24 protein-coding genes are annotated in these 25,977 nt (G+C 58.8%); 15 read left to right on the forward strand and 9 right to left on the reverse strand.

Features of this window, described 5'->3' with window-relative positions; translation table 11 throughout:
* The first annotated feature begins 189 nt into the window (after positions 1-189).
* A complete protein-coding gene (locus tag A8B84_RS15180; protein ID WP_064229948.1) occupies positions 190-924 on the forward strand; it encodes a hypothetical protein in 735 nt (244 codons plus the stop codon).
* Between the two features lie 171 nt (positions 925-1,095).
* On the opposite strand, the gene A8B84_RS15185 is transcribed toward A8B84_RS15180, so the two are convergent.
* Entirely contained in the window at positions 1,096-1,884 is a 789-nt protein-coding gene (locus tag A8B84_RS15185; RefSeq protein WP_138103179.1) for a hypothetical protein, read from the reverse strand.
* Between the two features lie 291 nt (positions 1,885-2,175).
* Between A8B84_RS15185 and A8B84_RS15190 the strand changes: the two genes are divergently transcribed.
* The 4 genes from A8B84_RS15190 to A8B84_RS15205 are packed head-to-tail and all read left to right on the forward strand — an operon-like array spanning position 2,176 to position 6,403.
* Positions 2,176-3,966: a CotH kinase family protein gene (locus A8B84_RS15190; RefSeq protein ID WP_064229950.1), complete on the forward strand. Its 1,791-nt coding sequence runs from the start codon at positions 2,176-2,178 to the stop codon at positions 3,964-3,966.
* Entirely contained in the window at positions 3,963-4,721 is a 759-nt protein-coding gene (locus tag A8B84_RS15195; protein ID WP_064229951.1) for a polyphosphate polymerase domain-containing protein, read from the forward strand. Before A8B84_RS15190 ends, A8B84_RS15195 begins: the two co-directional genes overlap by 4 nt.
* The gene (locus A8B84_RS15200; RefSeq protein ID WP_064229952.1) at positions 4,705-5,289 is read left to right on the forward strand and encodes a DUF4956 domain-containing protein; all 585 of its coding nucleotides are present in this window, start codon (positions 4,705-4,707) and stop codon (positions 5,287-5,289) included. Before A8B84_RS15195 ends, A8B84_RS15200 begins: the two co-directional genes overlap by 17 nt.
* Positions 5,279-6,403, forward strand: a complete 1,125-nt coding sequence (locus A8B84_RS15205; protein WP_064229953.1) for an OprO/OprP family phosphate-selective porin — start codon at positions 5,279-5,281, stop codon at positions 6,401-6,403. The genes A8B84_RS15200 and A8B84_RS15205 overlap by 11 nt, the downstream gene beginning before the upstream one ends.
* Here the strand turns inward: A8B84_RS15205 and A8B84_RS15210 are convergent.
* The 3 genes from A8B84_RS15210 to A8B84_RS15220 are packed head-to-tail and all read right to left on the reverse strand — an operon-like array spanning position 6,375 to position 9,861.
* Positions 6,375-7,745, reverse strand: coding sequence for a sensor histidine kinase (locus A8B84_RS15210; protein ID WP_064229954.1), 1,371 nt, complete (start codon positions 7,743-7,745; stop codon positions 6,375-6,377). The genes A8B84_RS15205 and A8B84_RS15210 overlap by 29 nt on opposite strands.
* A complete protein-coding gene (locus tag A8B84_RS15215) occupies positions 7,742-8,383 on the reverse strand; it encodes a response regulator transcription factor (RefSeq protein WP_227512852.1) in 642 nt (213 codons plus the stop codon). Before A8B84_RS15215 ends, A8B84_RS15210 begins: the two co-directional genes overlap by 4 nt.
* Complete coding sequence (locus A8B84_RS15220) at positions 8,383-9,861, reverse strand: response regulator (RefSeq protein ID WP_064229955.1); 1,479 nt, start codon at positions 9,859-9,861, stop codon at positions 8,383-8,385. The genes A8B84_RS15215 and A8B84_RS15220 overlap by 1 nt, the downstream gene beginning before the upstream one ends.
* A gap of 192 nt (positions 9,862-10,053) precedes the next feature.
* On the opposite strand from A8B84_RS15220, the gene A8B84_RS15225 reads away from it, so the two are divergent.
* The 3 genes from A8B84_RS15225 to A8B84_RS15235 all read left to right on the forward strand — a co-directional run bounded on the left by A8B84_RS15225 (position 10,054) and on the right by A8B84_RS15235 (position 12,292).
* Positions 10,054-10,338 (forward strand): hypothetical protein, encoded by a 285-nt coding sequence (locus A8B84_RS15225; protein ID WP_064230131.1) that lies wholly within the window; start codon positions 10,054-10,056, stop codon positions 10,336-10,338.
* Positions 10,339-10,405: 67 nt separating this feature from the next.
* Positions 10,406-11,782 carry a class II fumarate hydratase gene (locus A8B84_RS15230; RefSeq protein WP_064229956.1) on the forward strand — a complete coding sequence of 459 codons (1,377 nt, stop codon included), beginning with the start codon at positions 10,406-10,408 and terminating at the stop codon, positions 11,780-11,782.
* A 27-nt stretch (positions 11,783-11,809) separates the two neighbouring features.
* Positions 11,810-12,292, forward strand: coding sequence for a CDP-archaeol synthase (locus A8B84_RS15235; protein WP_064229957.1), 483 nt, complete (start codon positions 11,810-11,812; stop codon positions 12,290-12,292).
* On the opposite strand, the gene A8B84_RS15240 is transcribed toward A8B84_RS15235, so the two are convergent.
* A complete protein-coding gene (locus A8B84_RS15240) occupies positions 12,289-13,263 on the reverse strand; it encodes a metallophosphoesterase (RefSeq protein WP_064229958.1) in 975 nt (324 codons plus the stop codon). The genes A8B84_RS15235 and A8B84_RS15240 overlap by 4 nt on opposite strands.
* 165 nt (positions 13,264-13,428) lie before the next feature.
* On the opposite strand from A8B84_RS15240, the gene chrA reads away from it, so the two are divergent.
* From chrA to msrB, 3 genes are all read left to right on the forward strand, one after another.
* Complete coding sequence (chrA, locus tag A8B84_RS15245) at positions 13,429-14,610, forward strand: chromate efflux transporter (protein WP_064229959.1); 1,182 nt, start codon at positions 13,429-13,431, stop codon at positions 14,608-14,610.
* A gap of 112 nt (positions 14,611-14,722) precedes the next feature.
* Positions 14,723-15,376 (forward strand): peptide-methionine (S)-S-oxide reductase MsrA, encoded by a 654-nt coding sequence (msrA, locus tag A8B84_RS15250; RefSeq protein ID WP_064230132.1) that lies wholly within the window; start codon positions 14,723-14,725, stop codon positions 15,374-15,376.
* Positions 15,377-15,387: 11 nt separating this feature from the next.
* A complete protein-coding gene (gene msrB / locus A8B84_RS15255) occupies positions 15,388-15,813 on the forward strand; it encodes a peptide-methionine (R)-S-oxide reductase MsrB (protein WP_064229960.1) in 426 nt (141 codons plus the stop codon).
* A gap of 30 nt (positions 15,814-15,843) precedes the next feature.
* Here msrB and A8B84_RS15260 read toward each other — a convergent pair whose 3' ends face one another.
* Positions 15,844-16,164, reverse strand: a complete 321-nt coding sequence (locus A8B84_RS15260) for a c-type cytochrome (protein WP_064229961.1) — start codon at positions 16,162-16,164, stop codon at positions 15,844-15,846.
* 58 nt (positions 16,165-16,222) lie between these two features.
* Positions 16,223-17,449 (reverse strand): sulfite oxidase, encoded by a 1,227-nt coding sequence (locus A8B84_RS15265; RefSeq protein WP_064229962.1) that lies wholly within the window; start codon positions 17,447-17,449, stop codon positions 16,223-16,225.
* A gap of 211 nt (positions 17,450-17,660) precedes the next feature.
* Between A8B84_RS15265 and A8B84_RS15270 the strand changes: the two genes are divergently transcribed.
* Positions 17,661-18,425: a lysophospholipid acyltransferase family protein gene (locus tag A8B84_RS15270; RefSeq protein ID WP_064229963.1), complete on the forward strand. Its 765-nt coding sequence runs from the start codon at positions 17,661-17,663 to the stop codon at positions 18,423-18,425.
* Between the two features lie 26 nt (positions 18,426-18,451).
* Here A8B84_RS15270 and A8B84_RS15275 read toward each other — a convergent pair whose 3' ends face one another.
* Positions 18,452-19,435: a calcium/sodium antiporter gene (locus tag A8B84_RS15275; protein WP_201257895.1), complete on the reverse strand. Its 984-nt coding sequence runs from the start codon at positions 19,433-19,435 to the stop codon at positions 18,452-18,454.
* Between the two features lie 9 nt (positions 19,436-19,444).
* Positions 19,445-20,683, reverse strand: a complete 1,239-nt coding sequence (nhaD, locus tag A8B84_RS15280) for a sodium:proton antiporter NhaD (RefSeq protein WP_064232337.1) — start codon at positions 20,681-20,683, stop codon at positions 19,445-19,447.
* A gap of 324 nt (positions 20,684-21,007) precedes the next feature.
* Here nhaD and mqo point away from each other — a divergent pair, with 324 nt between their 5' ends.
* From mqo to A8B84_RS15295, 3 genes are all read left to right on the forward strand, one after another.
* Entirely contained in the window at positions 21,008-22,489 is a 1,482-nt protein-coding gene (gene mqo / locus A8B84_RS15285; protein WP_064229965.1) for a malate dehydrogenase (quinone), read from the forward strand.
* A 156-nt stretch (positions 22,490-22,645) separates the two neighbouring features.
* Entirely contained in the window at positions 22,646-23,878 is a 1,233-nt protein-coding gene (locus A8B84_RS15290; RefSeq protein WP_064229966.1) for an ATP-grasp domain-containing protein, read from the forward strand.
* Positions 23,879-23,933: 55 nt separating this feature from the next.
* On the forward strand, positions 23,934-25,958 hold the full coding sequence (locus A8B84_RS15295; protein WP_064230134.1) for a hypothetical protein: 2,025 nt from the start codon (positions 23,934-23,936) through the stop codon (positions 25,956-25,958).
* Positions 25,959-25,977 lie beyond the last annotated feature (19 nt).

Genomic DNA, 25,977 nt, shown 5'->3' on the forward strand with positions numbered 1-25,977 from the left:
CAACAGCCAAGTCCATTTCTGGCACTACCTGGAATCGCCAGATAAGGACGCAGATGTCGGTTGCTCCTCTGCCACAGCAAGACCCGAAGCAGCCGAGGAGCCATTGACGTCTCAAGCGGCTGCCCTATCATTAAATTAGGGCATCGCTTGTTGAAGAGCCATGCAAGTTCACCTATTCCGGATGCTGCAATGCCCAATGATCGTGATTCCAGTTCATCTCCCCGGCCTAAAGGTTCTCGCCGCTCGTCGTCCGATCCGATCTTGCCCTGGGGGGAGAGCTGGGACAAGGCCGCTCAAAAGCACTTTGACCGCAGTGACTGGATTGAGCTGGCAGCTACCGTTCTGCTTTCGCTGGCGACGATCGTGGCCGCATGGTCGGCCTATCAGTCGACCCGGTGGAGTGGCGAGCAATCCATTACTATGACAACGGCTTCCGCCAAGCGGATTGAGGCCACCCAACAAAACGCCATCTACACAAGTCAGGTTCAGCTCGACGCCATAGCCTGGGTCACCTTTCTGGAACACATTCAGGCCGGAGACGAAAAGGGAGCCGCGTTTCTGAGAGATCGCTTTCGCAAGGAGTTTGTTCCCGCATTCGATGCCTGGATTGCGCTGGTGCCTGAGGGTGAGATACCACCGGGAACGCCCTTTGATCTGTCGGACTACAGGCCCGAAGCAATGCGCAAAGCAGAACGACTCAACGCGGAGGCTGACGCATTGTCTGCCGACGCGGCCGAAGCCAACCGGATTGGCGATAATTTCGTGTTGGTTGCCGTCGTCATGGCATCCGTGCTGTTTTGTGCCGGCGTGGGCACCAAGGTGAAAGGAAGGAAGCTTCGCCTCACCATACTGGTCATGGGCGCGGTGCTCTTCATCGGGGGCCTGAGTTTCATGTTAAGTCTGCCCCAAATAATTGCCATATGATGACCGAACGTGCGTGGGGAGAGAGCGCGAATGCGCCGAGACGTGCAGGCAAGACAACCATGCAAAGAGTAATGCGGGTAATGCCCTGATGGTTACGTGAATCAGGCTTCGCAGCAGCGTTTGCTTTAGTCATGGCACTCACCGGTTGCGTAACGGGCGGTGGATGATGGCTCAGAAGCCGTACGTTATGTAAAGGGTAGGGCCGTCGTACTGCACATCATAAGACTCCCGCGTGTTGTCGCTTTGGTGCTTCACATCCATGGCGGTATACTGGTACCCAACCCCGATACCGAAACGGTTGGCGAAGCGGTAGTCGGTACTGACGCTAGCGAACCGGTATCTACCGTCGTAATCATCGACGTTCAGGCTCAACCATCCTGAGTTGAAGTAGGCTGTCCACCGATCCGAAAGCGCGTAAAGGATCTGCATGCGCAGGTTTGGCAGCGGCGCCAGTAAGTCGTTCTTGGAGCTGGTGACGCGCAGGCTGTCGTCATTCAGAGTAACGGTGGCGTCGAAGCTGACTCCAAGCTCGAAGGCGTGAAGGCCGCCCCCTAGCTGCAATTCAAAACGGTCTGTTTGCAGGACACTGTACATGACATCAAGCATGTAGATGTCGGCGGAAAACTGCGAGTCCAGCGAGGCGCCCGCCTCATAAGTCTCGCCGTCGTACTCGAAGGTCTCGTTGACCACCCTCTCACCGCTAACCCGGTTTATATAGGCGTTCGCTACCAGGGTCCAGCGCGGGGTAAAGCGCCAGCGATAACCAAACAGTCCGCTAACGTAAGTGTCATCCACTCCCAGGTCGTCGAGCGATATACCTCCTAGTGGCCTGCCCCGAAGTGCTGCAGCGACCGCAATATCTGCAGACTGCTCGTAAATCCCCAGAATGAACTCGTGACGCTGCGTCAGTGCTGGATTTGTCGGCTCTGCCCAGGCCACTGACTGCCCGTAGGCTAGCATAGCGAGACCCGCAGCTTTTGCAGCTATACCTGCGGACCTGTGCCAATTTGACTTGCGCATATCCCCCCCCCTCCCTTCTTTATTTTGACACAGGCCACCCTTCCTATTGACTGAAGTATAGCAATCCCGAGTCTAAGCTGGTCAGAAGTTCTACCGTTCGCTGATCCGCAAGCAGTAGATCCGTGACACTCCTGTAAGACCTTCTTACATACACTCTGAAGCGCTTCGCGAAATACTCCCTCAACCGGTCTCCGATACCGGCAGGTTTCAAAACATCTGAGGGAGTAACAGATGAAAACAACAACGATTGGCCGGAAAGCCGGCAGTGGATTTGGGCATTGGTGGCTGGCAATGATCGGCGCTGTGCTGTTGGCCGGTTGCGGCGGTGGGGGCGGCGACACCGAGGTTTCAGACCCTTCTGATTTCGAACCCCCGGCGGAGCCCGTGAACATAGGGGGCGATGCCGAGCTTTATGATCCCGAGCGGCTGATTGATGTGTCGGTCACCATGAGCTCCGCCGATTTCAGCAAACTGAAATCGGAAGCCAGAACCCTGGCCAGCACCGATCGGGAATGCGTGCCCGAGTTCGAATACACGGAATTTACCGCCAGTGTCACCATCGACGGTGCCCGCATGGACCGGGTGATCGTGCGCAAGAAAGGCTACATGGGGTCCCTGAGCCCCAGTATCCCCTCTCTCAAGCTGGACTTTAACGATCTCTGGCCTGGTCGCACCTATCAGAACATGACCCGGATGACCCTGAACAACAACCGCCAGGACCCCTCCAATGCCCGCCAGTGCATGGCCTATGACCAGTTCCGGCAGGCCGGACTCGCGGCGCCGAAATGCAACTACGCCAGGGTATCGGTCAATGGCGAAGACCTGGGGGTGTTTACCAATGTTGAACCCATTAAAAAGCCGTTCCTGACGCGGGCATTCGGGGATGATGATGGTAACCAGTATGAGGCCCAGACGGCGGATTTCGGCACCTGGCTGAGCCGGCGTTTTGAGAAGAAGACCAACGAAAAAGAAAACGACCGGACCGACCTGCACGCCGTTACCGATGCTCTGGCGTTGCCCGATGAACAGATGGTGAATGTGTTGCCGCAGCTGGTGGATGTGGATGAATTTATCCGGCTCTGGGCGCTGGAAACACTTTTGGGCGCCTGGGATTCTGCCTCTGGCAATGCCAATAATTTCCACATTTACCGGAACCCCGGAGACGGCCTGTTCCATTTCATTCCCTGGGGCGCCGATACCGCGTTTCGCGGGGCACATCCTCTCAAGCCGCTGACAGGCGTGCTTTATCGCAACTTCTCGCTGGCGGACCGGCTGTTCAACATTCCCGAATACCGGGCGCGCTATGTGGCCGAGCTTGAAAACCTGCTTGCCACCCAGTGGGACGAAGCCGCTTTGTTGGCGGAAGTGGGGCGGATAAGTGAGCTCACTGGAACCAGCGCGGAGGCGACTGCCAGCCTGAAAGCCTTCATCGGTGGTCGCGGCGAGGCCGGCGATGACGATTTCCGGCCTGCACGCAGGACTGTCATTGAACAGGCCATTGCCGAAGAAACGCCCTCCGGGGAAGTTTACCGGCTTGCGGATACGGAGCCTGACTGCAGTGCCCCGGCGACAACCAGCCTGACTGGCTCCATCAAGTCTGAAGACGGAGCCGACACTGGAGCCTTCCGCTTTACGCTGCCCGGAGGTCGGGCGGTGAACGCGAGCCTGACCTTTGCCGCCTTTGAAGTGGACAGCCTGGTTTACTCGGTTGATCGCGAGTCGAAGCCGGCGGTGATCAGCCTGCTGCTGATTGGCGCGGACATCAACGACAACTTCACGCCCTATGTGCTGCAACTGTTCATAGAGGCATCCGACTATGTGCCTGGAACACACCAGTTCCACGGCTTCGCCACCAACGCTCTGCTGTTTGAAGTGGACGAAAGCCAGCCCGGGGATGTACGCACCCTGGCCCTGGGTGCCCAGGGCAGCATTACCATCAGCCGAGCAGGCACCGGCGCCAGTGAGGGCGACGTGGAACTGACCCTGAATGCCACCCTGGAATACGATTCGGGCATCCAATGAACATGGCCGTCGCCAGCCCGCCGGAGGCATTCCGCGGGCATTGCCTGGACGAGCAGATGCAGGCCCGTTTGATGAACCGGGTCGACACCAAGTTTCTGGTGCCGGCCCACCTTCTGGATGCCTGCCTGCGCGGATTGGAGCACCACTACTCCATTCTGGAGATCGGCGGTAACCGGCGTTTCACCTACGACACCCTGTACTTTGATACACCGGGTCGCCAGCTTTACCTGGATCACCACAACGGCAAGTTGAACCGATTCAAGCTCCGCGTCCGGCACTACCGCGAAACCGGGGGCAGCTTCCTGGAGGTAAAGAAAAAGAGCAATCGGGAGAGAACCATCAAGAGCCGTTTGCCGCTGACATCGCAGACCGTTGCGAACAACCGGGTGATCCCTTTTCTTGAGGAGCAATTGGGCCGACCGGTGGCAGGGATGCTACCGGCTCTTTTTGTCGGCTATCGCCGGATGACCCTCATGAGCCCAATGGGGACCGAGCGCATTACGGTGGATACAGGGCTGGGTTTTCACTCGCCCGACCGTCGAAACGGGGTGTGCCTGCCGGATGTTGCCGTTTTCGAGGTCAAGTACGATCGCAAGATCCCATATTCCCCCCTGCTTGAACGTCTTGGTCAGCTTGGCTGCCGGCCCGTGCAGTTCAGCAAATACTGCATCGGCACCAGCCTGCTGTTCGGCCACGAATGCAAAACCAATCGCTTTAAACCGCTGTTAAGGAGACTCCATGGAATCTGCAGTTGATTTCCATTTTGTGATCCGGCTTTTGATCAATACCGCCTCTGTGTTTGTGCTGATTCGTTGCTACTACGCCTGTTCCCGTCACCGGGAGAATGCGGCCTCGTTCATTCTGTTCGGCGTCGGCGTTTTCCTGGTGACCGCCTTGTTGCACTCGGTCACCGTCACCATGGGCTTTGCCTTCGGGCTGTTCGCCGTTTTCTCGATGCTCCGGTACCGAACTGAGGCCCTGGGCATAAAGGAAATGACCTACCTGTTTCTGGTGATTGCCATGGCACTGCTGGCGGCGGTTGGCACCATGCACCACCTGGAACTGGTGTTACTGAATATGCTGGTTATTGTTCTGGCGCTGGTGCTGGAAACCCGTGTGCTTTTGCCACGGCACAGCGAGAGGGAGGTGGAGTACGAAAAGATCGAGAACGTCCACCGGGACCGCCAGGAGCTGCTCATCGCGGACCTTCGTGAGCGCACCGGTCTGGATGTGTTCCGGGTGGACGTGGTGTCTGTCAGTTATCTGAGAGACACCGCCATGCTGCGCATGCATTTTCGCCAGGAGGCCGATCATGTTCGCTGAGCTGAAATGGGCATTGCTGGTTATCGGTCTGACACTGGCGTTTACGCTGCAGCCACTGCTCGTTCTGGCGTCACCGCTGGAAGCTGAACTGGGGGGTTATGTTGCCGCCGGTGTCGACCATTACGGCGCGTTTTATGACGAAGATGGCGAGCGCAGCACAACCCGGGGGGTACTGCGAAATGCAAAGCTTGAACTGGAGCTGGGCTGGGGAGAGCGCTGGGAGGCAGAGCTGGATGGCAGCTATAAGATTGAAGGTGACAAGAAAGAGCTGGATCTGGGCGATGCCTACCTTCTGTATGACGGGGAGAACCGTTTCGAGGCCCGGATTGGGCGCTTCAAGGAGCCTTTCGGCCTGGAACGCCTCGCCAGCTACACCAGTCTGAACACCAGCGAGCGTTCGCTGGTGACCTCGGCGTTCGCACCAGGTCGTTCCACCGGCATTATGGCGGGGCAATACCGAAAACGCGGCACCTGGTCCCTGGGCCTGTTTACCGATGAACCCGATGGTGGCTCCACTCACGCCATAACCGCGAGACTGACCCGTGCCCCCATTCGTTCAGAGATCCAGACCCTGCATTTGGGTGCAGCCGCCTCTTATCGTGATCTCGGCGACAGCCGTTTTCAGATCAAGGATGAAGGGGAAGTGTTCAGTGCCGACAATGTCATCCGCAGCCCAAGGTTCGAGGCCCGTGATGCCTGGCTGGCAGGTCTTGAAGCCGCCTGGCTTTATAATCGCCTGACCCTCGTGGCGGAAGCCATGGCTCAGAATGTGCGGCGAACCGATGGGGCGCGCTGGCAGTTCGGTGGCGCTTACCTCCAGGCCGGTTTGTTCCTGACAGATGACCAGCGTTATTACAGCCGGGGTGAGTTCGACCGGATAGAGCCCCGGCACCGGGCGGGCGCCCTGGAACTGGTCGCCCGACACAGTGCTGTGGACCTGAGAGACAGGAACCTGGGAGCCGAGGCGAGTGTGACGCTGCTGGGTCTTGCCTGGTATCTGGGCGAGCTGTTCCAGCTGCGTCTGAATTACCTGATGCCGGATATTCGCGGTAACACCCTGATGGCCAACCCCGACGGAGACGCCGTCACTCTGCGTGCGGTGCTGCGGTTCTAGGTAGCGTGAGGGTGACCTGTGTCCATTGGCCGGGCTCGCTGGTAATCGACATGCTGCCCTTGTGATGTCGCATGATGGTCTGGCAGATGCTCAGGCCCAGCCCAAGGTTGTCCGGCGTATCACTGGTGGAATAGAACGGATCAGTGAGGCGCTTGATGTCGTCCGGCGCGATGCCCTGGCCGTTGTCTCGAATCACGATTCGGTGGGCACTGTCAGAGCTTTCAGCAGTTATCTCGATTTTGCCGGGCCGCTGGTTTTTGCTGACGGCAGAGACGCCATTGAGCAGCAGGTTAACGAACACCTGGGTCAGGGCAGATGGATAGCAGGGAACGGTCGTCCCGTCCGGGATGTCAGTCTGAAGCTCGACATCTCGGAGCTGATGCTGGCAGAAGCGGGTGGCGGTGCTCACCAGTTTGCCAAGGTCTGCCGTTTCCAGATGATGTTCCGGCACCGGACGGGAGAACTCGATCAGGTCAGACACAATATCGGCAATGCGTTTCTGGTGGGTGCTGGCGTCGGCCAAAGCATCTGCCAACTCGGGGTCCCGGTTTACCGAACTGGCAAAATCCACCGCCTGGCTGGCACAGTTCAGCGGATTCATGATTTCGTGCAACAGCCCCTTGGCCATATGGCTCAGGGCCTGATGTTTCTGTTCCTGGGCCAGTCTTTCTTCCGTTGATTTCAGGGTTTCCAGAGTGCGGGAAAGTTGTCGATTCCTGTCCCGAAGCAGAAATTGAAGTGCCAGCAGGTTGCGCAGGAACTGTGACAGGAACCAGGCCGACAGCGGCGCGACCACCAGACACATCAGAATCAGCCAGTTGGTCAGAATGCCGATCAGGGTTTCGGCCACCTGATGGCTCTCCACAGCCGCGAAAGTGGACAGCACCAGCAGTGCCAGGTTGATCAGGATAATCAAACTGGTGTGTAACAGGGACAGGGTAATAATGCCCACGGAGCTGATGAAAAAGAACAGCCCCACGATGGGGGCAAGGGAGGCGCCGGTCGTCGTGTACCCCAGGTAGCTGAACGCTGCCATGTTGAAAAACACCAGATAGACAATCGTCGGCGCTGCCCGGCGCAGGCGGGTGAACCGGTGGGCGACGATCAGGCCGCTCAGGATCGCTGTGTAGATCAGGTAGATGCCGAATACGTCCGGTGCATCCGGGTTCAGCGCCAGACCGCCCAGAAACAGCAGGGTACCGATAAAGGCAATCGCCAGGTAAACATCGGCGAACAGAGGCAGCACGCGGTACCGATACTGGGTGTGGTAGAAGCGCTCGAACCGCCGCTGGCGATAGGCGGGCAGCTGGCGGATCTGATCCATGCCGGAAAGCAGTTTCACTCGGCGGCTCCGTGTTGGTGTCGTTGCATGAAGAGTATCAGCTCGGGCAGGCGCTCGAAGCCCAGCTTGACGAAAATCCGGTCCTTGTAGGAATGCACCGTCTTGCAGGACACGCCAAGCCTGCCGGCAATGTCCCGCACTGGGAGCCGGCTGGCCATCAGCTGTGCCACTTCCCGTTCACGTCCGGACAGGGCCTGGTAGGCGAGCATAGCGGCCGGTGCTGGTTCCTGTTGCCAGTTACCGACATAGACCTGCCCGTTTCGAATGTAGAACAGCGTCTTGATCAACTCCTGCACTGGCTGGTCTTTGGACACCACGGCCTTGATGCCGGCTTCCAGATAGATCGCCATCCGCCCGCTGCTGACCGGCGTGTCCGATATCAACAGTACGGACAGTGAGGGATTCACCGCCAATGCGTGCTCGGCGATAGTGAGCCCGTCGTTGTCCTGCAGGTTTTCCTCAATCAGCAGTACCGAAGGGGTGGCCGTCTTCAGGCGATTGAGCGTTGCCACTCCGGTCTCCGATTCGCCAACCAGTTCGACCTCATCGTGCAAGAGAATCTGGAACAACAAGCTGTCACGGAGCAGTCGCTGCCCCATGGTGACGTACAGCCTGAGCCTGCGCTGGCCTGCGACCATCAGTCTGTCCCGGCCGGCAGACGCAGGCTGAACCGAAGACTCTGGTCGCCTCCGGTTACATCAATGTCGCCAGCAAGCAGGCGGGTGCTTACGAAGAGCATCAGCAGGGCGCTCTGCTGCTCCAGTAGCGGTCGGGAGAGCCGGGTGATAGGGGCCAGCAGGTGACTGTAGATGTGGAGCGCACTGGTGTTGGCGACGGTGAGGTGGGCCCCGGCCTGGGCTATATCCAGAGCGGTGCGCTTCAGCCCCGAAGCGTTCAGAAGCGTTGCCAGCGACTGGCAAAGCGCCGCCAGGGGTGTCTGTGTTTCGCTTGTGGCTCCCGGGCTCTCCCAGGCGTCCACCAGAGCCTGGTCAAAGGCTTGCTGGTTCAGGGTAGCGGGCATCGGGCCTGGTTCCAGGGTATCCAGTTGCCGGCACACCAATCCGACAAAGTCCCGCACCAGATCATGTTCGAGAGCCGTTTCCCGGCTTGCGCGGAGGTGGGGTGGTTGGGCGGGCAGGGTACGGATCGTTGCAAGGGCGTCCAGAAAGTCGGCGGTTATCGGTTCCCCGGTATAGCCGTCCACTTTCTCTGACAGGTGATCGAGCAGACGGGCACGTCGCTGCTGGCGAAGTTCCGCGAACTGTTGCTCTGCCATCGAGCGGGAACTGTCCCGCGCTGCAACCAGGGCGCGATGATGGGCAAGCGCCTTGCGGAACAGTATCAGCAAGTCGCCAGCGTGCCAGGGCTTTTTCTGGTACCGGAAAATCCGACCTTCATTTACTGCATCCATGGCCACATCCACTTCGCCCCAGGCCGAGGTGAGAATACGAACAATGGTCGGATGCGACTGACGGAGTTCGTCCAGCAATTCTTTGCCATGCATCCCGGGCATTCTCTGGTCGGTCATCACTACGGCAACATTGCTGTCATCTCGCAGGGTCAGCAGTGCCTCTTCGGCACTGGCGGCACTCAGCACGCGGAACTCGCTCTGCATGTACTCCAGCTGCCTCGACAGATAGCGTGTGGCAGTTGGTTCGTCATCCACAATCAGAACCGCTGGTCTGTGGCCCGCCAGAGCCTGCCCGGTATCCGGAAAGTGTGAGTGTTCTTCACGGGTGAGCGCGGCTGCCAGCACGTGCGACCGGATCACATCGAGATTGACAGGTTGTTCAAAACAGCGATCAATCAGTTGATCATCCAGCAGTGTCACCAGAAGGTTCAGGGCAATGGCATCCCCTATGAGTATCTTCAGAATCCCGGGATGTTGGTCCCGGGCTTTTGCCAGCAGCGACGATTGCAGGTGATTGTCCGGTTGGTTCGGAACCAGAACGATGGCCGCAGGTAGTGTGGAGGTCGAGGCAAGGTGGTCAAGGGCCGCCTGATCCGAGGCGAATGCCTGAACAGTAAAATCGTTGCCAAACAGGATTTCGAAATGCTGCCGTTCCTGGTCGTCGTCATAGCGAAGAAGGATCTCCGCTGCTCCGCTGGTTGCCATGGTATTCAGGGTTCCTGCTGATGGGGTTGGGAAGAGATTAGCAATAGCAACGGAGGATGGGTGTAGGAAATTCCTACAAATGGGGTCTTTCTGATGGTGGGGGCGTTGTTCTGTGACAGCCTTGGCACTATGGGCTGTTTCGAATTCAGGAACGACTACACTTATCACAGGTTCATCGAAAGGGAGATAGCCATGACAGTTCCGGAAAGTGGTCTGACGAATCACGAAGTAACAATCTGCCTCGCAGGTGGTGCCGTGCTGGGCCCGTTCAATGCAACCTGGAGCAAGGATTCCGGGGGCGATGTGCGTGAACTGGTCCGCGAATACGACGCTTTTCTGCAGGGTGAAAAACAGCACCGCTACAAGTTTCACCTGCACGATACCTATACCAACACGGTTCATACCCTGATCCTTAATTTTGAACAGGTTACGGGCATCTGCGACCATGTTCGGCTCAGATCCCAGGGCGGCGGCTGAGCCATGGCCTGGCCTCGGGCGTACACGCCACAAAGCCCACAGAGCAAATGGACGGACAGGAGGGAATATGAGCGAATTCAGAACGGAAACCGACAGCCTCGGAGACGTCCAGGTACCTGCTGATGCGCTCTGGGGCGCGCAAACCCAGCGCGCCGTGGAGAATTTCCCGGTCAGTGGCCAGCCTATGCCTCAGGCGTTTATTGCCGCAGTTGCACAGATCAAGCGAGCGGCTGCGGAAGCCAATACCAGCCTGGGCCTGCTCGATAACGATCTGCGGGATGCGATTGCCCAGGCTTGTGAGGACATCGTAAAGGGCGAGTATGCGGATCAGTTTCCGGTGGACCGTTACCAGACTGGCTCCGGTACCAGCACCAACATGAATGTGAACGAGGTGGTCGCCAGCATCGCCTGTAACGCGGGCTTTGAGGTGCACCCGAATGATCATGTGAACATGAGCCAGAGCTCCAACGACGTGATTCCCACAGCCATCCATGTCAGCGCCGTGATTGCGGCCAAGGAAAAGCTGCTGCCGGCGTTGTCCCATCTTTGTGGAGTGCTGTACGAACAAGAGGCGGCGTTTTCGAGCCAGGTAAAAACCGGCCGTACCCATTTGATGGATGCCATGCCGGTGACGCTCGGCCAGGAACTGAAAACATGGCGGGAGCAGCTGTTGGCCGTTGAGAAACGGGTGGAAGCCGCCGCTGATGAACTGCTGGCGGTGCCCCAGGGCGGAACGGCCGTGGGCACCGGGATCAATGCGCTGCCGGAATTTGCCGGCCAGTTCGTCAAGTTTCTGCGCGCCAATACGAGCTATCCGTTCACGTCTCTTGAACACAAGTTTACCGGCCAGAGCGCGGTCGATGCGCCAGTGGCGCTCTCCGCTCAACTGCGGGGTGTGGCCATTGTTCTTACCAAGATCGCCAACGATCTGCGCTGGATGAACAGCGGCCCGATTCACGGCCTGGCTGAAATCAGTCTTCCGGCATTGCAGCCGGGAAGCAGTATCATGCCCGGCAAGGTCAATCCTGTGATCCCGGAATCCGTTGCCATGGTAGGTGCCCAGGTGATGGGGCTGGATAGCACGGTGGCCATCGCCGGCCAGTCCGGTAACTTCCAGCTCAACGTGATGCTGCCCCTGGTGGGCGGTAACCTGCTGGATATGACGGACTTGCTCGCTAACGCGGCCATCATGCTGGCGGACAAGGCGATCAAGGACTTCACGGTCAATGCCGACAACCTGAACGCGGGTGTGGGCAAGAACCCCGTACTGGTGACGGCGCTTAATCCCGAGATCGGCTATAGCCTGGCGGCAGACATCGCCAAGGAAGCGTATAAAACGGGCCGGCCAGTCATCGATGTGGCGGAGGAACGCAGCGGCCTGAGCCGGGAGCGGCTTGAGGAGTTGATGGATCCGCTCAAGCTGACCCGGGGCGGTATCGCCTGATCGGTCGTTTCAGAGGGGCGCAAACGCTTGCTGATCATCCTGGAGCTGTTTGTGATGCTGGTGCTGGCCAACGGTACGCCGGTGGTCGCAGCCGGTTTGTTGAAGAACCGCTGGTCGGCGCCGGTTGATGGCGGGCGGCTGTTGTCCGATGGCCGCCCTTTATTCGGTGAAAGTAAAACCTGGCGGGGCGTTCTATCGGGCGCCATGGCTTGCTCCCTGTTTGCCCTGGTGACCGGGCTGGGGTTCGTTTTCGGGCTTCTGTTCGGGCTGCTGGGGCTGGCCGGCGATATGCTGAGCAGTTTTATCAAACGTCGACTTGGGATGGCCTCCAGTGCCCGTGCCGTCGGGCTGGATCAGATTCCGGAAGCACTGCTGCCCATGCTGCTGGCGATGTGGTGGCTGCCGGTGAGTCTGTGGGTGGTGCTGGTTGTGGTGGTGCTTTTTACCCTGTCCAACATTTTTGGCTCACCGCTGCTGTACCGTCTTGGAATTCGTCGGCAGCCTCATTAATCCGGCCCCCGGGTCAGGGTGTGAAGGGTCACCTCCGGCGGGCAGTTCAGCCGAACGTTGACAACAGATGTGCCCGAGCCGGGTGAGGTGTAGCCCTGCATGCCGTTCATCCGCCAGTAGCCTCGTCCGAGGGTCCTTGGGCAGTCAGAGTCCAGAGTTACTGGTATGCCGCCGGGCAGGCAGATCTGGCCGCCGTGTGTGTGGCCGCAAAGAAAGACGTCATAGCCAGCATGGGCGGCCTCGCGCCAGATCTCCGGCGTATGGCTGAGCAGGATGCTGGTGCCTCCGGCAGGGATCTTGTCCCCGGCCTGGTGCAGGTTGTGGACCTTGAAGAAGTGGGCGTCGTCTACACCCGCCAGGTAGAGGGCCTGGCCGTCGCGCTCAATGGGCGCCATTTCGTTCATCAACAGCTGGTAACCCATGTCCTCCAGTGCCGGCACCATGCGAACGCTGTCGTGGTTGCCGAGCACGGCATACGGCTTGCCTTTAATGCCATCCCGCAGTCGTGCCATGCCGTCCAGGGCGCCTTCGATCGGGCCCCAGGTCAGTTTCCGGTAATCGCCGGTCAACACGCACAGGTCATAGTCTAGTGGTTCGATCTGGTGTAGCACTGCCTGCAGGTTTGCTTCGTCCATGTCCACGTGCAGGTCGGTCAGGTGCAGGATACGAAAGCCCTCAAAGGCTTCCGGCAGGCCGGGAAGGTTGAAACGGTTGTGCACGGTGTTCAGGCGCCGGCTGTTGCTCTGGCCGCGGCCCCACAGGCCGACCATGCGCAGGCAGGTACGGATAAAACCGGGCGCCGTGGCCCAGTTTTCCAGATGGAAGGAGCTGTGATCCTGCCCGAATACCTTCGCTTCAGCTTCCCGTTCAATCCCGAGTCTCTGGCGGGCGTGAACAGGGCCGAGCCGCAGGCTCAGGCGGTATTCCAGGAGCTCATCCTGATTTTCCGGTGTGCGAGCCCTTGCCGTCATTTTTCTTCCCTTGTATGCCGAGCCGGGCGTGGCCGATGTGCAAAGTGGCAAACCCTGTCTCACATTATGGATGGCCCTCGAAGGTATGCAACCAAAACGACATAATGTTCATGTTTGATGACACACTGGCATTCGAACCGTCCAACAACCAGACCCAGGGGATTTATGGCTGCATCACCAGGCGATGAAGAACTGTCTTCCTGGCAGATTTTCCTGTTGTTCCTCCGGCTAGGGCTGACTTCTTTCGGCGGTCCGGCAGCCCACCTTGGTTTTTTTTACGATGAATTCGTGAAGCGTCGGCAGTGGCTCTCAGACAGCGCCTACGGAGAGGTAGTGGCCCTTTGCCAGTTGCTGCCCGGGCCAGCTTCCAGCCAGGTGGGCCTGACCATCGGTTTCCTGCGAGGCCATTACACTGGCGCCTTCGCAGCGTGGCTGGGATTTACCCTGCCATCGGCACTGATCATGATCAGCTTTGCACTGGGTTTGAGCGCCTGGCCCGCCGCTGCCAGCGGCGGCTGGATACACGGCCTCAAGCTGTTTGTTGTGGCGGTGGTGGCCCAGGCTATCTGGCAGATGGGGCGAACCCTGTGCCCGGACCGGCCCCGAATCGCTATGGCGTTGCTGGTTGCCGTGAGCCTGCTGGTGATGGGCGAAACCTGGATGCAGATACTGGCCCTGGCCATTGCCGGGGCTGTCGGCTCCTTTCTGGAGTTAGCGAACAGTGCGGCATCTGAACCGCTGCGTGTGCCGCTGCAATCCCGTAAACCTGTGCTTTTTGCCGTGGCCTTTGGGGTCCTGTTGCTGGTTTCGTTCCTGCCTCAGGCGACAGGCAGCCCCGGCTGGATCGCTGCTGAATTGTACCGGGCCGGTGCCCTGGTGTTTGGCGGCGGGCATGTTGTGCTGCCCTGGTTGCAGGAAGGTTTCGTGGCCTCCGGTGCCATGCCGGCGGACACGTTCCTGGCGGGGTATGGCGTTGCCCAGGCGATGCCGGGGCCGCTGTTTTCCTTCTCAGGATTTCTGGGTGGTTCCCAGGCCGGTGCTCTCGGCGGTGTGATCGCCATACTGGCGGTTTTCCTGCCAGGAACCCTGCTGGTATTCGCAGGTCTGCCATTATGGAGCTGGCTTCGGGAGCATCGCCGGGCCCGGTCGGCACTGGCGGGTGTCAATGCCGGGGTGGTGGGGCTGCTGCTGGCGGCGCTCTATGATCCGGTATGGACGTCGGCGGTCCATGGCGCAGTGGATCTGGGAATGGTATTGATTCTTTGGCTGTGCCTCGCCGTATGGCGGGTTCCGGTCTGGCTCCTGGCGCCGTTGAGTGCGCTGGGCGGGGTGATCCTGCTGCCCTGACCAGCGTACATATAAACCTGCTGGCGCGAGCGGGCATACGGGTTGGCAAATCCGCGGGTTTCCAGCCACAATCGGGCCATCACAGGCAGAAAACTTGAACGCAGAGGTCACCATGACGACATCATGCAGTATCCCGGGTCTCAACGTTCCCCGTAGCCGTTTCCCCGATCCCGAACAGGATCTGCCCGCGGCCGGGGGTGAACAGCGGGTTGTGCTGGCCGGCGGCTGCTTCTGGTGTGTAGAGGCGGTTTTCCTGGCAATTGATGGCGTTATCAGCGTCGAATCCGGTTACGCCGGCGGTCACGCCAGCTCCGCCAATTATGAGGCGGTATGCTCGGGTACCACCGGTCACGCCGAAGTGGTGGATGTCCACTATGATCCGGCTAAGGTGAGTTTTGGCGAGTTGCTCAAGGTGTTCTTCTCGGTTGCTCACGATCCCACCCAGTTGAATCGCCAGGGCAATGACCGGGGCACCCAGTACCGCTCGGCCGTGTTTTATGAGACTGCCGAACAGCGGCGGGTGGCTGAGGCCTACATCCACCAGCTCGATCAGGCCGAGGTATACCCGGATCCGATTGTGACCACGCTGGAGCCGCTGGAAGCGTTTTACCCGGCGGAGGAGTACCACCAGAATTTTGCCGCCCGGAACCCCTACCAGCCATACATAATGGCCGTGGCTGCACCGAAAATGGAAAGACTCGTAGACAGTTATCCTGATCGCCTGAAGCCGGAATTTACAGACAACGACGCAGGCAGCACCGCCTGAGGAGGCAGACTATGGGAGTTTCCGCTGCAGGTTACGACCTGACACCACTGAATGAAGTACAGGTCGAGGAGAAGGCTGCGGATCTGACATCGGAAGAGCGGCGTGTGCTGCTCGACCATGGCACCGAGCACCCGTTCTGTGGGACCCTGCTGGATAACAAAAAAGCCGGCGTTTACCACTGCCGGCTCTGCGATCTGCCTCTGTTCAGCTCGGACTCGAAGTTTGACTCGGGGACCGGTTGGCCAAGCTTCTTCCAGCCCTTTGATCCGGAACATATCCGGTATATCGAAGACACCAGCCTGGGCATGACCCGCACCGAAATACGCTGTCCCCGTTGCGACAGCCACCTCGGCCATGTCTTTCCCGATGGCCCGCCGCCAACCGGGCAGCGCTACTGCCTGAACTCGGTAGCCATGGTGTTCCAGGAAAACGCCTGAAATGAAAGAGGGGCCCCAGGGCCCCCGATTCTATTTATTGCCGCCTGTCACAGTGGCGACATAGTGTGCCACCGCCTGAATCTGTTCCTCAGACAATGACTCGTTGAATGCCGGCATGATACCAACCCCGCTGGTTACGGCGTTGACCACCTGTTCCTTTGTGGGTTTGAGTTCATCCAGGTCCGGGCCGACGGCGCCAGCGGAACCGGCGTCCGCCAGGGTATGGCATATGGTGCAGGAGGGTTGTGCGTCCTGACTGAATACCTGTTTTCCCTTTTCGAGGTCGCTGGCCATTGTCAGGGGCGACAGTCCGATCAGGGCTATGGTGCCCAGTACTGCAGTTTTTCTCATATGATTGCTTTCCGGAAAGGTCGGAGCCGCCGTGTTCCAGGGTCGGCTCCGCCAATGATCAACTGATGGCAACCGTGACTCCGTGGTCGCTCCAGCCATTGTGGCCGTAGCCACGTTCATTCTCGATCCGGCCCTCGGGTTGGGTATTGCCACGGACATCGGTCGCCCGGCTGACAATCCGGTGCTCTCCGGCCGGCATATCTGTTGCCAGGACAAAAGGCCTCCAGGCATAGGGGCCGAGGTCCGGCCCCAGGAAGCGAGCCTGTTTCCAGGTTTTGCCGCCATCCACTGAGACGTCGACCTTTTCCAGCGCAACGGTGCCACCGAAGGCCACGCCGTAGATCATGTTGCGGCCGGTCCGACCGCTTTCCAGGGGAGCGGTCACCCAGGATTTAACGTTCATTTCCCACATGGAGGGTTGGTCCGGTGAGCCTTTGACGCCAACATCGCGAACCCGGTAGCCAGAGGCCTGGATCTTGGCGTCTGTCTGATTCTCGGTGAAGGCGAGATTCTTGACGTATTTGACGTTATTAACGCCATAGTAACCGGGGACAACCATGCGCAGAGGCCCACCGTGGGTATGGGTGAGCGGCTCATCGTTCATTTCCCAGGCCAGCAATGCGGTTTCCAGCGCTTTGGTCGGGACCGAACGTTCCACCATGATGGTCTTGGGGTCGATTCCATCAGGCAGGGACTCGCCACCGGTGGCGGTGATATACCTGGCGCCATCAACCGGCCCGCCAAGCGCTTCCACCACGTCTGCAAGTGGCACGCCCGTCCACATCACGCATCCGGCCGCGCCCACTGACCATTGTGTACCACTGGCTCCGTGAGGGAAGAACGCGCGTCCGTTCCCCGAGCATTGCAGCACGGAGGCAACGGTAGTAATGCCCATGGCCTTCAGTTCACCGACAGTAAGCGTGCGGGGATTCTTGACTCCCTCGATCCGAACCTCCCAGACATCCGGGTTATCGGTGACCGAGGCGGGTGGCGCGGGCAGGTTATTGCGCACAAACAGCCGGTCGCTCGCGGTAATCACACCATTGCCGATCGCCCCCCGCTGGGTTTCCATGGTGTTGGTACTGTGAACGATCAGGGCGTTGCGTTCTTTCCAGGCGGCGTAATCAGGCAGCGATTTTGGTTCCTCGGCCTTGGCAAGAGGGGTAAACCCCAGCACGCTTACCGCCGCCATGGCGCCGGCGCTGCCAAGCAGCAGGGTGCGCCGGGTAGGGTTCTGCAGGCCCGGGTCATTCGGGCCTCGCATCAGAGCTGTTTCCTGTTTCATGATCCGTCTCCTTTTTAGGGTTGTCGTCGGACGGTGGGACTGCTCTTTCAATTCGGAGTGGTTATATCCTTATATCTTATAGGTAATGCTCAAAAATTAATCAATACTTTTGTGCGTTATCCAATGGGTTTTTCAATCGCTATAATTCGCCGCTACTGAAATCCCCAGCAAGACCGGGAAATAACCCGGGAAACAGAGAAGGGTAGCTGTGATGATTCGATTGAAGATGAATCCGCTAACGGAGTCGGCGACGCTTCTTCGGCGGGCGGGTGTGGTTCTGGGCAGTGTCGGGCTGACAGCACTCTTTTCCATGCTGGTTTTGCTGAGGGCATTGTTCGGAAGGTTGAACCGGCCAATCGTTGATCAATACTGTCGTGAGTGGTCGGCGTCGCTGTTACGGCTGGTTCGTGCCAACCTGACTGTGCGTGGGCATGTGCCGGATTTCACCGATGGCCGGCGCTACATCATCATGTGCACTCATGCCAGCCACTACGACATCCCGGTCACCTTTGTTTCGTTGCCGGGCTCCATCCGCATGCTCGCGAAAAAGGAATTGTTCAGTATTCCGCTGCTGGGGCAGGCCATGCGTGCAGCGGAATTTCCCTCCGTGGACCGTTCCAATCGGCAACGGGCGGTCAAAGACCTGGAAAAGGCCCGGGCGATGATGGAAAGCGGAATCGTGCTCTGGGCCGCGCCCGAAGGGACCCGGTCACCGGATGGTAAGCTTTTGCCATTCAAGAAAGGCTGTTTTCACCTGGCGCTGGATACCGAGGCGGTGATTGTGCCGGTGGCCGTGCGCGGCATTCATCGGGTGTTGCCGGCCCGGACCTGGCAAATCAACCTGGGGCAGCCGGTGGACGTCCGGGTTGGCGAGCCGCTGGAAACGGCCGGCATGACCAAAGCCAACCTGAATGAGGTGATGACTGAGGTGCGCTCAAGGCTGACTGAGCTGTTAGGAGATGGTGAAGCCGGTTAGCACCGGCCTCACACAGGTAAGGCAGATCAGGCGGTGCCGGCGGCCACTACCGTGGACAACAGATAACCGGTATACGCCACGTACACCAGCACCAGGATGCCACCATCCACCCGGCTCACCAGTTTGCGCCATCCGGTTAGGCCAAAGCCCATCAGGAACAGCCCCACCGTTAGCGCCAGCATCAGCGTCCAGTCCCGATAGAGCACTTCGGGATCCACCGCCAGCGGTTCAATGACGGCGGCAAGGCCCACCACGGCCAGGGTATTGAAGATGCCTGACCCGAGAATGTTACCCAGAATCAGGTCGTGCTCGTTCTTTTTAACCGCCGCCAGGGCTGAGGCAAGCTCCGGCAGGGAGGTGCCGATGGCAACGATCGTCAGGCCGATGACCAGATCGCTGACACCAAGGCTCTGGGCGATCGTGACCGCCCCCCACACCAGCATGCGGGAGCTGACGATCAGCAGTACCAGGCCTATCACCAGCCAGATAACAGCGGTTTTAAGGGGCATGGGATGGGCGATGATCTCGGCATCGGCATCGCCTGCCAGGGGGTCCGCCTTGCCTCTCAGGCCCTGATAGATTGACCAGCCCATAACCGCGGCGAAGACCGCCAGCAACACCCAGCCGTCCAGTCGCGAAAGCTCACCGTCGATCAGTTGGGCGCCGGCAATGAGCGTGAGTACGATCAGCAGTGGCAGCTCTTTGCGGATCACCTGGGAATGCACTGCGATAGGCGCGATGATGGCGGTCAGGCCGACAATAAGCGCAATGTTGGTGATGTTGGAGCCATAGCCGTTACCCAGGGCCAGGCCTGGGTTGCCATCGGACGCAGCCATGGCCGAGACCGCCAGTTCCGGTGCCGAGGTACCGAAACCGATAATCACCATGCCGATCAGAAGGGTGGGCATGCCCAGATGTTTGGCGGTCGCCGCGGCGCCCTCCACAAATTTGTCGGCACTCCAGACCAGCAATACCAGGCCGGCGATGATTGCGCCAAATGCCATGAGCATAGAAAGACCTCAGTTGATGAAACGTCCGAGCATGAAAACTCCGGCATAGCCAAGGGTATAGGCCGCCAGAAGGTGTGCAAGATACCGCATATAGGCCGCAAAGGTCAGCCCCGGGATCTTGCTCATTGCCACGATGCCGGCGGCTGAACCGATCACCAGCAATGATCCGCCCACGCCCACCGCGTAGGTCAGCCCCATCCATTCGCCGGGGCTCATATCGATGCCGGCTTTCAGCAGTGCTGCCGTCAGAGGCACGTTATCGATCACGGCCGAGAAGATACCCATCAGGTAATTGGCGTAGAGCGGTGGCAGGATATCGTAAATGGCCACCAGCGAGTCCAGTGCGTGAATCTCCTTGAGCATGCCCACAAGCAACAGGATGCCCAGAAAGAACAACAGGGTTTCGAACTCGATGATACGGATATATTCGAGAATCGGGTCCAGATCAGAGTCGTCGCTCATGAAGCGCGATACCAGGAACATGATGGACAGGCCGAACAGAAAGGTCAGAACCGGTGGAATTCCGAACAGGGCGTTGCCGGCAATGGTGCTCAGGATTGTTAACAAAAACAGGCCGCTGATGACCGCATCCACCCGTCGCACCGGGGTGGTGTTGGAACGAAGTGTTACGGTGCCTGTCAGTCCCCGTGAGAGGAAGACGGCAAGGATGAAAACCGTAATCGAGGCCGGGATCGCCAGAGTGAGCAGAGTCAGTATTTCCACCTTGTCCGCGAGGAAAATCATCAAGGTGGTGACGTCGCCGGTGATCAGGGAAACGCCTCCTGAGTTGACCGCAAAGACTACGAGCGTGACGAACTGGATACGCTTTTTCAGCTCCAGATCCAGCGAGCATGAGACTAAAGTGGCGGTGATATTGTCTGCCAAAGACGAGAAAATGAAGCAGAAAAGACCGGTCAGGAACAGTAGCCGCCGCTCGCTCACCTGTTTCGGCATGATCAGGTAAATCACGTTTTCGATCATACCCTTCTTGTTCAGGTAAGCGACGAATGTCATCGCTGCGACGAGAAACAGCCACAGTCCCGCGATTTCGGCAATGCTCTCGGACAGGCCGGCGGAAATGGCAGACGTTTCATCCGCGTTATCACTGAACAGGAAGAGCAACATCCAGCTCATGGTGCCAAAGAACAGCGTTACCTTGGCCTTGTTGATGTGGATGACCTCTTCAAATATGACGCCCAACAGCGCCAGAACCGCAAGAATAATCAGAAACGCATCAAGGGCAGACATTGGGGTAATCCCGTCCTGGTTTATCAGAGTAGAGGCCGAAGCCGGCCAGACAGATCCTGCGGGCGGATTTTAGACCTTTGACCCGTAGCAAACCACTGTTCGTAAGTGCACGTATCGGCAACTGAAACCAGCAAAAGCCTGATAAAGACGCAACGATTGACAATCGCAATTTATTATCCCGCCGAAAATCGGGATAATTGCGCGCACATTCAGACCGGAAGCAGACGGCGGCGCCGTTTACCTCGCGCCCGACCGGCTTTCGACAGGCCTCCTTGCTGATCGTGAGGGGGCAAAAAGGCTCAACACTAGCTAGGGTGAAAACCAATGGCCGTTAGACAGGCAGACGTAGTGCTGGTCGGCGGTGGCGTCATGAGCGCCACTCTCGGCATGATGCTCAGGCAGCTTGATCCGTCCCTGGACATCGTCATGGTGGAGCGTCTCGACCACGTTGCCCATGAGAGCACAGACGGATGGAATAACGCAGGTACCGGGCACGCCGGGTACTGTGAGCTTAACTACACTCCCGAAACCGACGATGGCGATGTGACCATCGATCGAGCCCTGCAGATCAACGCCCAGTTTGAGGTGTCCCTGCAGCTCTGGTCCTACCTGGTGGAGCAGGGCATTCTGCCGGAGCCGTCCACCTTTATTAACCGCACGCCGCACCAGAGCTTTGTCTGGGGTGAGAAAGATGTGGCCTTCCTCAAGCGCCGGTACGAGCGCCTGAGCGCCCACCACCTGTTCCGGGAAATGGAATACACCGAGTCCCCGAAGGATCTCGAAGAATGGATGCCCCTGATCGTCAATAACCGGGATCCGATGCAGCGTGTTGCCGCCACCCGGATCAAGCACGGCTCGGATGTGGATTTCGGTTCCCTGACCCGCAGCATGGTGAGCTGGCTGGAAACCCAGCCCAACTTCGAGCTGATGCTCAGCTCACCGGTGCACTACATCGATCAGCGGGACAATGGCCGCTGGAAGATCCGGGTCAAGAACCAGAAAACCGGCGAGCTGACCAAGCTCGAGACCGGCTTCGTGTTCCTCGGGGCTGGTGGTGGTGCGCTGCCGCTGCTGCAGAAGTCCGGTATCGAGGAGGCCCGCGGCTACGGTGGCTTCCCGGTCAGCGGTCAGTGGCTGGTATGTGGCAAGCCCGACATTGTTCAGCAGCACAATTCCAAGGTGTATGGCAAGGCGCCCATCGGCGCGCCGCCCATGTCGGTACCGCACCTGGATACCCGGATCATTAACGGCGAACCGGCCCTGCTGTTTGGTCCCTTTGCCGGTTTCACCACCCGCTTCCTGAAGCAGGGTTCCATCTTTGACCTGTTGGGTTCGGTGAAATCCACCAACCTGAAGCCGATGCTCTCGGTGAGCAAGAGCAACATGGACCTGACCCGCTACCTGATTGGCGAGGTGTTCCAGTCCCACAGTGACCGGGTGGCATCGCTGCGCAATTTCTTCCCGGACGCCATGGAAGAGGACTGGCAGCTGCGTATGGCCGGCCAGCGAGTACAGATCATCAAGCAGGTTGATGGCGGCGGTGGCAAGCTTGAGTTCGGCACTGAAATCGTGGCGGCGAAAGATGGAACGCTGGCGGCACTGCTGGGTGCCTCTCCCGGAGCCTCCACTGCAGCCAACGCCATGATCAACGTCATCGAGCGGTGCTTCCCGGAGAAGATCAAGACCCCGGAGTGGCAGGAGCGCATGAAAGAGCTGGTGCCGTCCTACGGTCAATCCCTTGTCGAAGACGAAGCACTACTGACCAAAGTCCGCGAGAGGACCCTGTCGACCCTGCAATTGGGCTGATATTCCCAAACGGTCTAAGAAACCGAAAGGCACTGCGACTGCTGGATTCAACGCCAGTGATCGCAGTGCTTTTCGCGTTTCTGGAAGGGCCGGAATTTGCGATTTCACAGCTTCCGCGTAGGGTTATAAGGCAACCCTTATGAAAGGAGATAGCCTGTGAGTGAGCAAAAGTACAATCCTGAGAAAGGGTATATCGCGCTGTTAGGCTGGAGCCTGAATGCGGTTGAAGCGGCCGACAAGTTTGATCGTCGGTATGTTGTTGTGGCACCGGATTGGGCGGAAGCCTACTGCGAAGAGCATGACATTCCCTACGTGCCCTGGAATTTTGAGCGCCTGAATGACCGCTCTGTGGAGATTTCCCAGACCCTCAAGGAGATGGGCGTTGATGTTGCCATCCCGTTGTTTGAGGAGACTGTGGAGTGGGCCGGTGCCATCAACTCGGTGTTGATGGACAAGCCCCGTCTGTTTGGTCAGGCGATGTTGTTGCGTGACAAGGCCCTGATGAAGCGCCGTGCCCAGCTCGGTGGCATCCGCGTGGGTATTTTTGAGGAAGCCCACGATAAGGGCGATGTTATCCGGTTCCTCAAGCGGGTAAACCAGACGCTGCTCAAACTGGATGGCGACCCCAACGACCCGATCCACCTCAAGGCGTTTGACAAGGCCGGGTGCCTGGGGCACCGGGTTATCCGTACGCCCGACGAAGTCGATACTATTCCGGAAGAAGAATTTCCGGTACTGATGGAATCGCACCTGGACGGCTGGGAGTTTGCGGTCGAGGCCTGGATCCATAATGGCAAAATCGCCTTTTTGAATATCTCCGAGTATGTGACCCTGGGTTACTCCGTATTCGTTCCCGCAACACCGGACCTTGAGAAGTACCGGGACCAGATTCGCGGCGAAATCGAGAAGCTGATCAAGACCTTTGATATCGAATTCGGGTTTATTCACCCGGAATACTTCGTGACCAGCGACCGCACCATGTACTTTGGCGAGGTGGCCTATCGTCCGCCCGGCTTCAAGGTGTTCGAGCTGCTTGAGCGTGCCTATGGCTTTAACGCCTACCAGGGCATGATTCTGGCCTTTGACCCGAAAACCACGGAAGAGGAAATCAAGGCTTTCTTCCCGAAGGAAGTGGTGGATGCCAAGGGTTACGCCGGTTGCTTCGGTGTCTATCCGCGTCGCCGGGTTGTCAGCAAGCTGGAGATCCCGGAAGAGACCGAAAACCACGAGTATTTCGAGTCTCACGAGCTGACGCCGCCGCTGGAAGAAACGGTCACCAAACGGACTGCTTTCGGTACCCACTGGGGTCTGGTGTATTTCTTCGGTGAAGATCCTTACGTCATGCGGGACCTCCTGAAACATCAGGAAGACCTCGATTTCTATGTATAATCAGGAGCAGCATTAACAACAAACGGGTTTGGTGCCAGGCCCTGAGGATTATCGTTTGAACGATCACCAACCGGGCAGCGCAACGCCAGCTGTGAATTTCGACAAGCTGGTACAACGGCTGGATGATGCAATCCAGGCCATGGAAGAGAGCCGGTCCTTTGCCAGGGCCGGCAAGCTTCCACGCGTGCTGGACATTTCCCGCAGGGTCCTGCTGCAGCCGGGTGGCTGCCAGGTCATCGAGGAGCGCGCCGAGCGACTCGAGCTGGCGGGTGTTTTCGCCGGTACCGACTGGGCCGAACCCGGTATCCTTCTCCCCACGCTGACAACCCATTCGCTGCAGAGCCAGAATGCCGATACCGTCGTCATCGAGGCTTTCAGTGAACTGAGGTTGCTGGCCGTGGCCCGGGGCAGCTACCTGCATCCGTCTGTATCGGCTGAACAGGCACATCACTATCTGACCCAGGTGCTGGCCATTAACCTGGGCCTGTTGTTTGGTATGACCGGCGAGGCTGAACGGGAGCAGGGCAAGCTCGCGCTGATCAGTCAGGCTGTTGTCCAGTACGTGGCGCACCACATTGGCTACGAACATGTGATTGACAGTCTGATCGAGGAAATCTGGCGGATCCTCGAGCAGCGTCCGATCCAGGTATCGGACGTGCGCAAGATGATCACGCAGATAGCGCTTTGCCGGGCCGATCCGCAAGCCGATCTGGGCAGCGCGGGTCGCGGTGCCGATCGACTCATCTCAAGCCTGTATGGACCCACCCGGGCCTGCAGTGAAGACCCCGGAACCGTGGTGTACCAGCAACGACTGGAAACCATGGATGCCCAGGCCCTTCAGAACGAAGCCACCGGTTTTGCGCGCTCCATGCACGATACCGGATTGGTTTCGCCCTACCACGCTTCGTTCATACGGTTCATTCTGGCAGACCAGGACGCGCTCCTCAGCGAGGCATTGGGTCTGTCCAGTACCGGCCGGGATTGCCTGCTGTGTTACCGGGAGCTGGTGCACACGTTGATCGAGGAAGGCATTTATCCGGAAACGGCCCAGGGCATTTATGGCCTGGCGCTGTTGCTGGAGCGCGGCATTCTCTATCAACCGCCCGTTGCGCCGGCGCTCTGGCGCCAGGCGCGCCTGTCGCTCTGCTCCCATGCTCGAGAACGCCTTGAGCTGGCCTATGGCTACCAGCCCCAGCCCAATGCCTGGCTGATTCAGGGCGTGCTGAACATGCTGGGGCAGCCGCTGGGTGTGGGGCAGGGCAACAACCCCACCTGCCAGTCTGCCCGTGCACTTTCCATGTGGGCCTATAACGATCCGGACTATCTGTTGCAGATGGTGGCCTGGGCCGCCCGGGACAACGAGATCGTAATGCACTTTGAGGGCCAGCCCGTGTCGTCGGCACGAAGTGTCGGTGGTGTTGCTTCCGAGGTGACGCTGGATCTTGATCCGGTTTCCCTGGTGGTTGTGCCGCACCTCGACCGGATATACGTGGAGATGGGCCGATTGTGCGTTGGCCGCGAGGGTGATCCTCATAAATGGGTGAATCCGGAATTCCATGGCTGGTCCGCCGGCCGGGGGTTTGCCATCAACGTAGACGTGAGCACTGGTAAGCTGCACGAGCTGGAAGGCTTTATCCGCCATTTCTACGCCAGCTATCACCCCTACTACAACGGTAATCAACCACTGATTCATCCGCAGCCGGCGGGTATCGCCGTTACCGACAGTGCCGCCCGGTTTATCGGCTGGCATGCCATCACCATACTCCGGGCGGCGCTGGACCCGGATGGTGAGATGCGGATTTACTTCTTCAATCCCAATAACGACAGCGGCCAGAACTGGGGCGACGGCGTCAAAGTAAGTACCTCCGGCTACGGCGAGCGTTTTGGCGAGTCGTCGCTGCCTTTCGAGCAGTTCACATCGCGGCTGTACATCTTCCACTATGATCCCCTGGAGCGAGGAGAGCCTGCGGAAGTGAACGAAGACGCGCTCCGGCGCGTAACAGAAGGTGTATATCGCAGCTGGGGTCAGGATCGCCTGCCGGCAGAAGCCCTTCAGGCGGAGCCGCCCAGAACCGATTGATCCCGGAACCTGCCGATTA

The organism is Marinobacter sp. EhC06 (assembly GCF_001650915.1).
Classification (GTDB): domain Bacteria; phylum Pseudomonadota; class Gammaproteobacteria; order Pseudomonadales; family Oleiphilaceae; genus Marinobacter.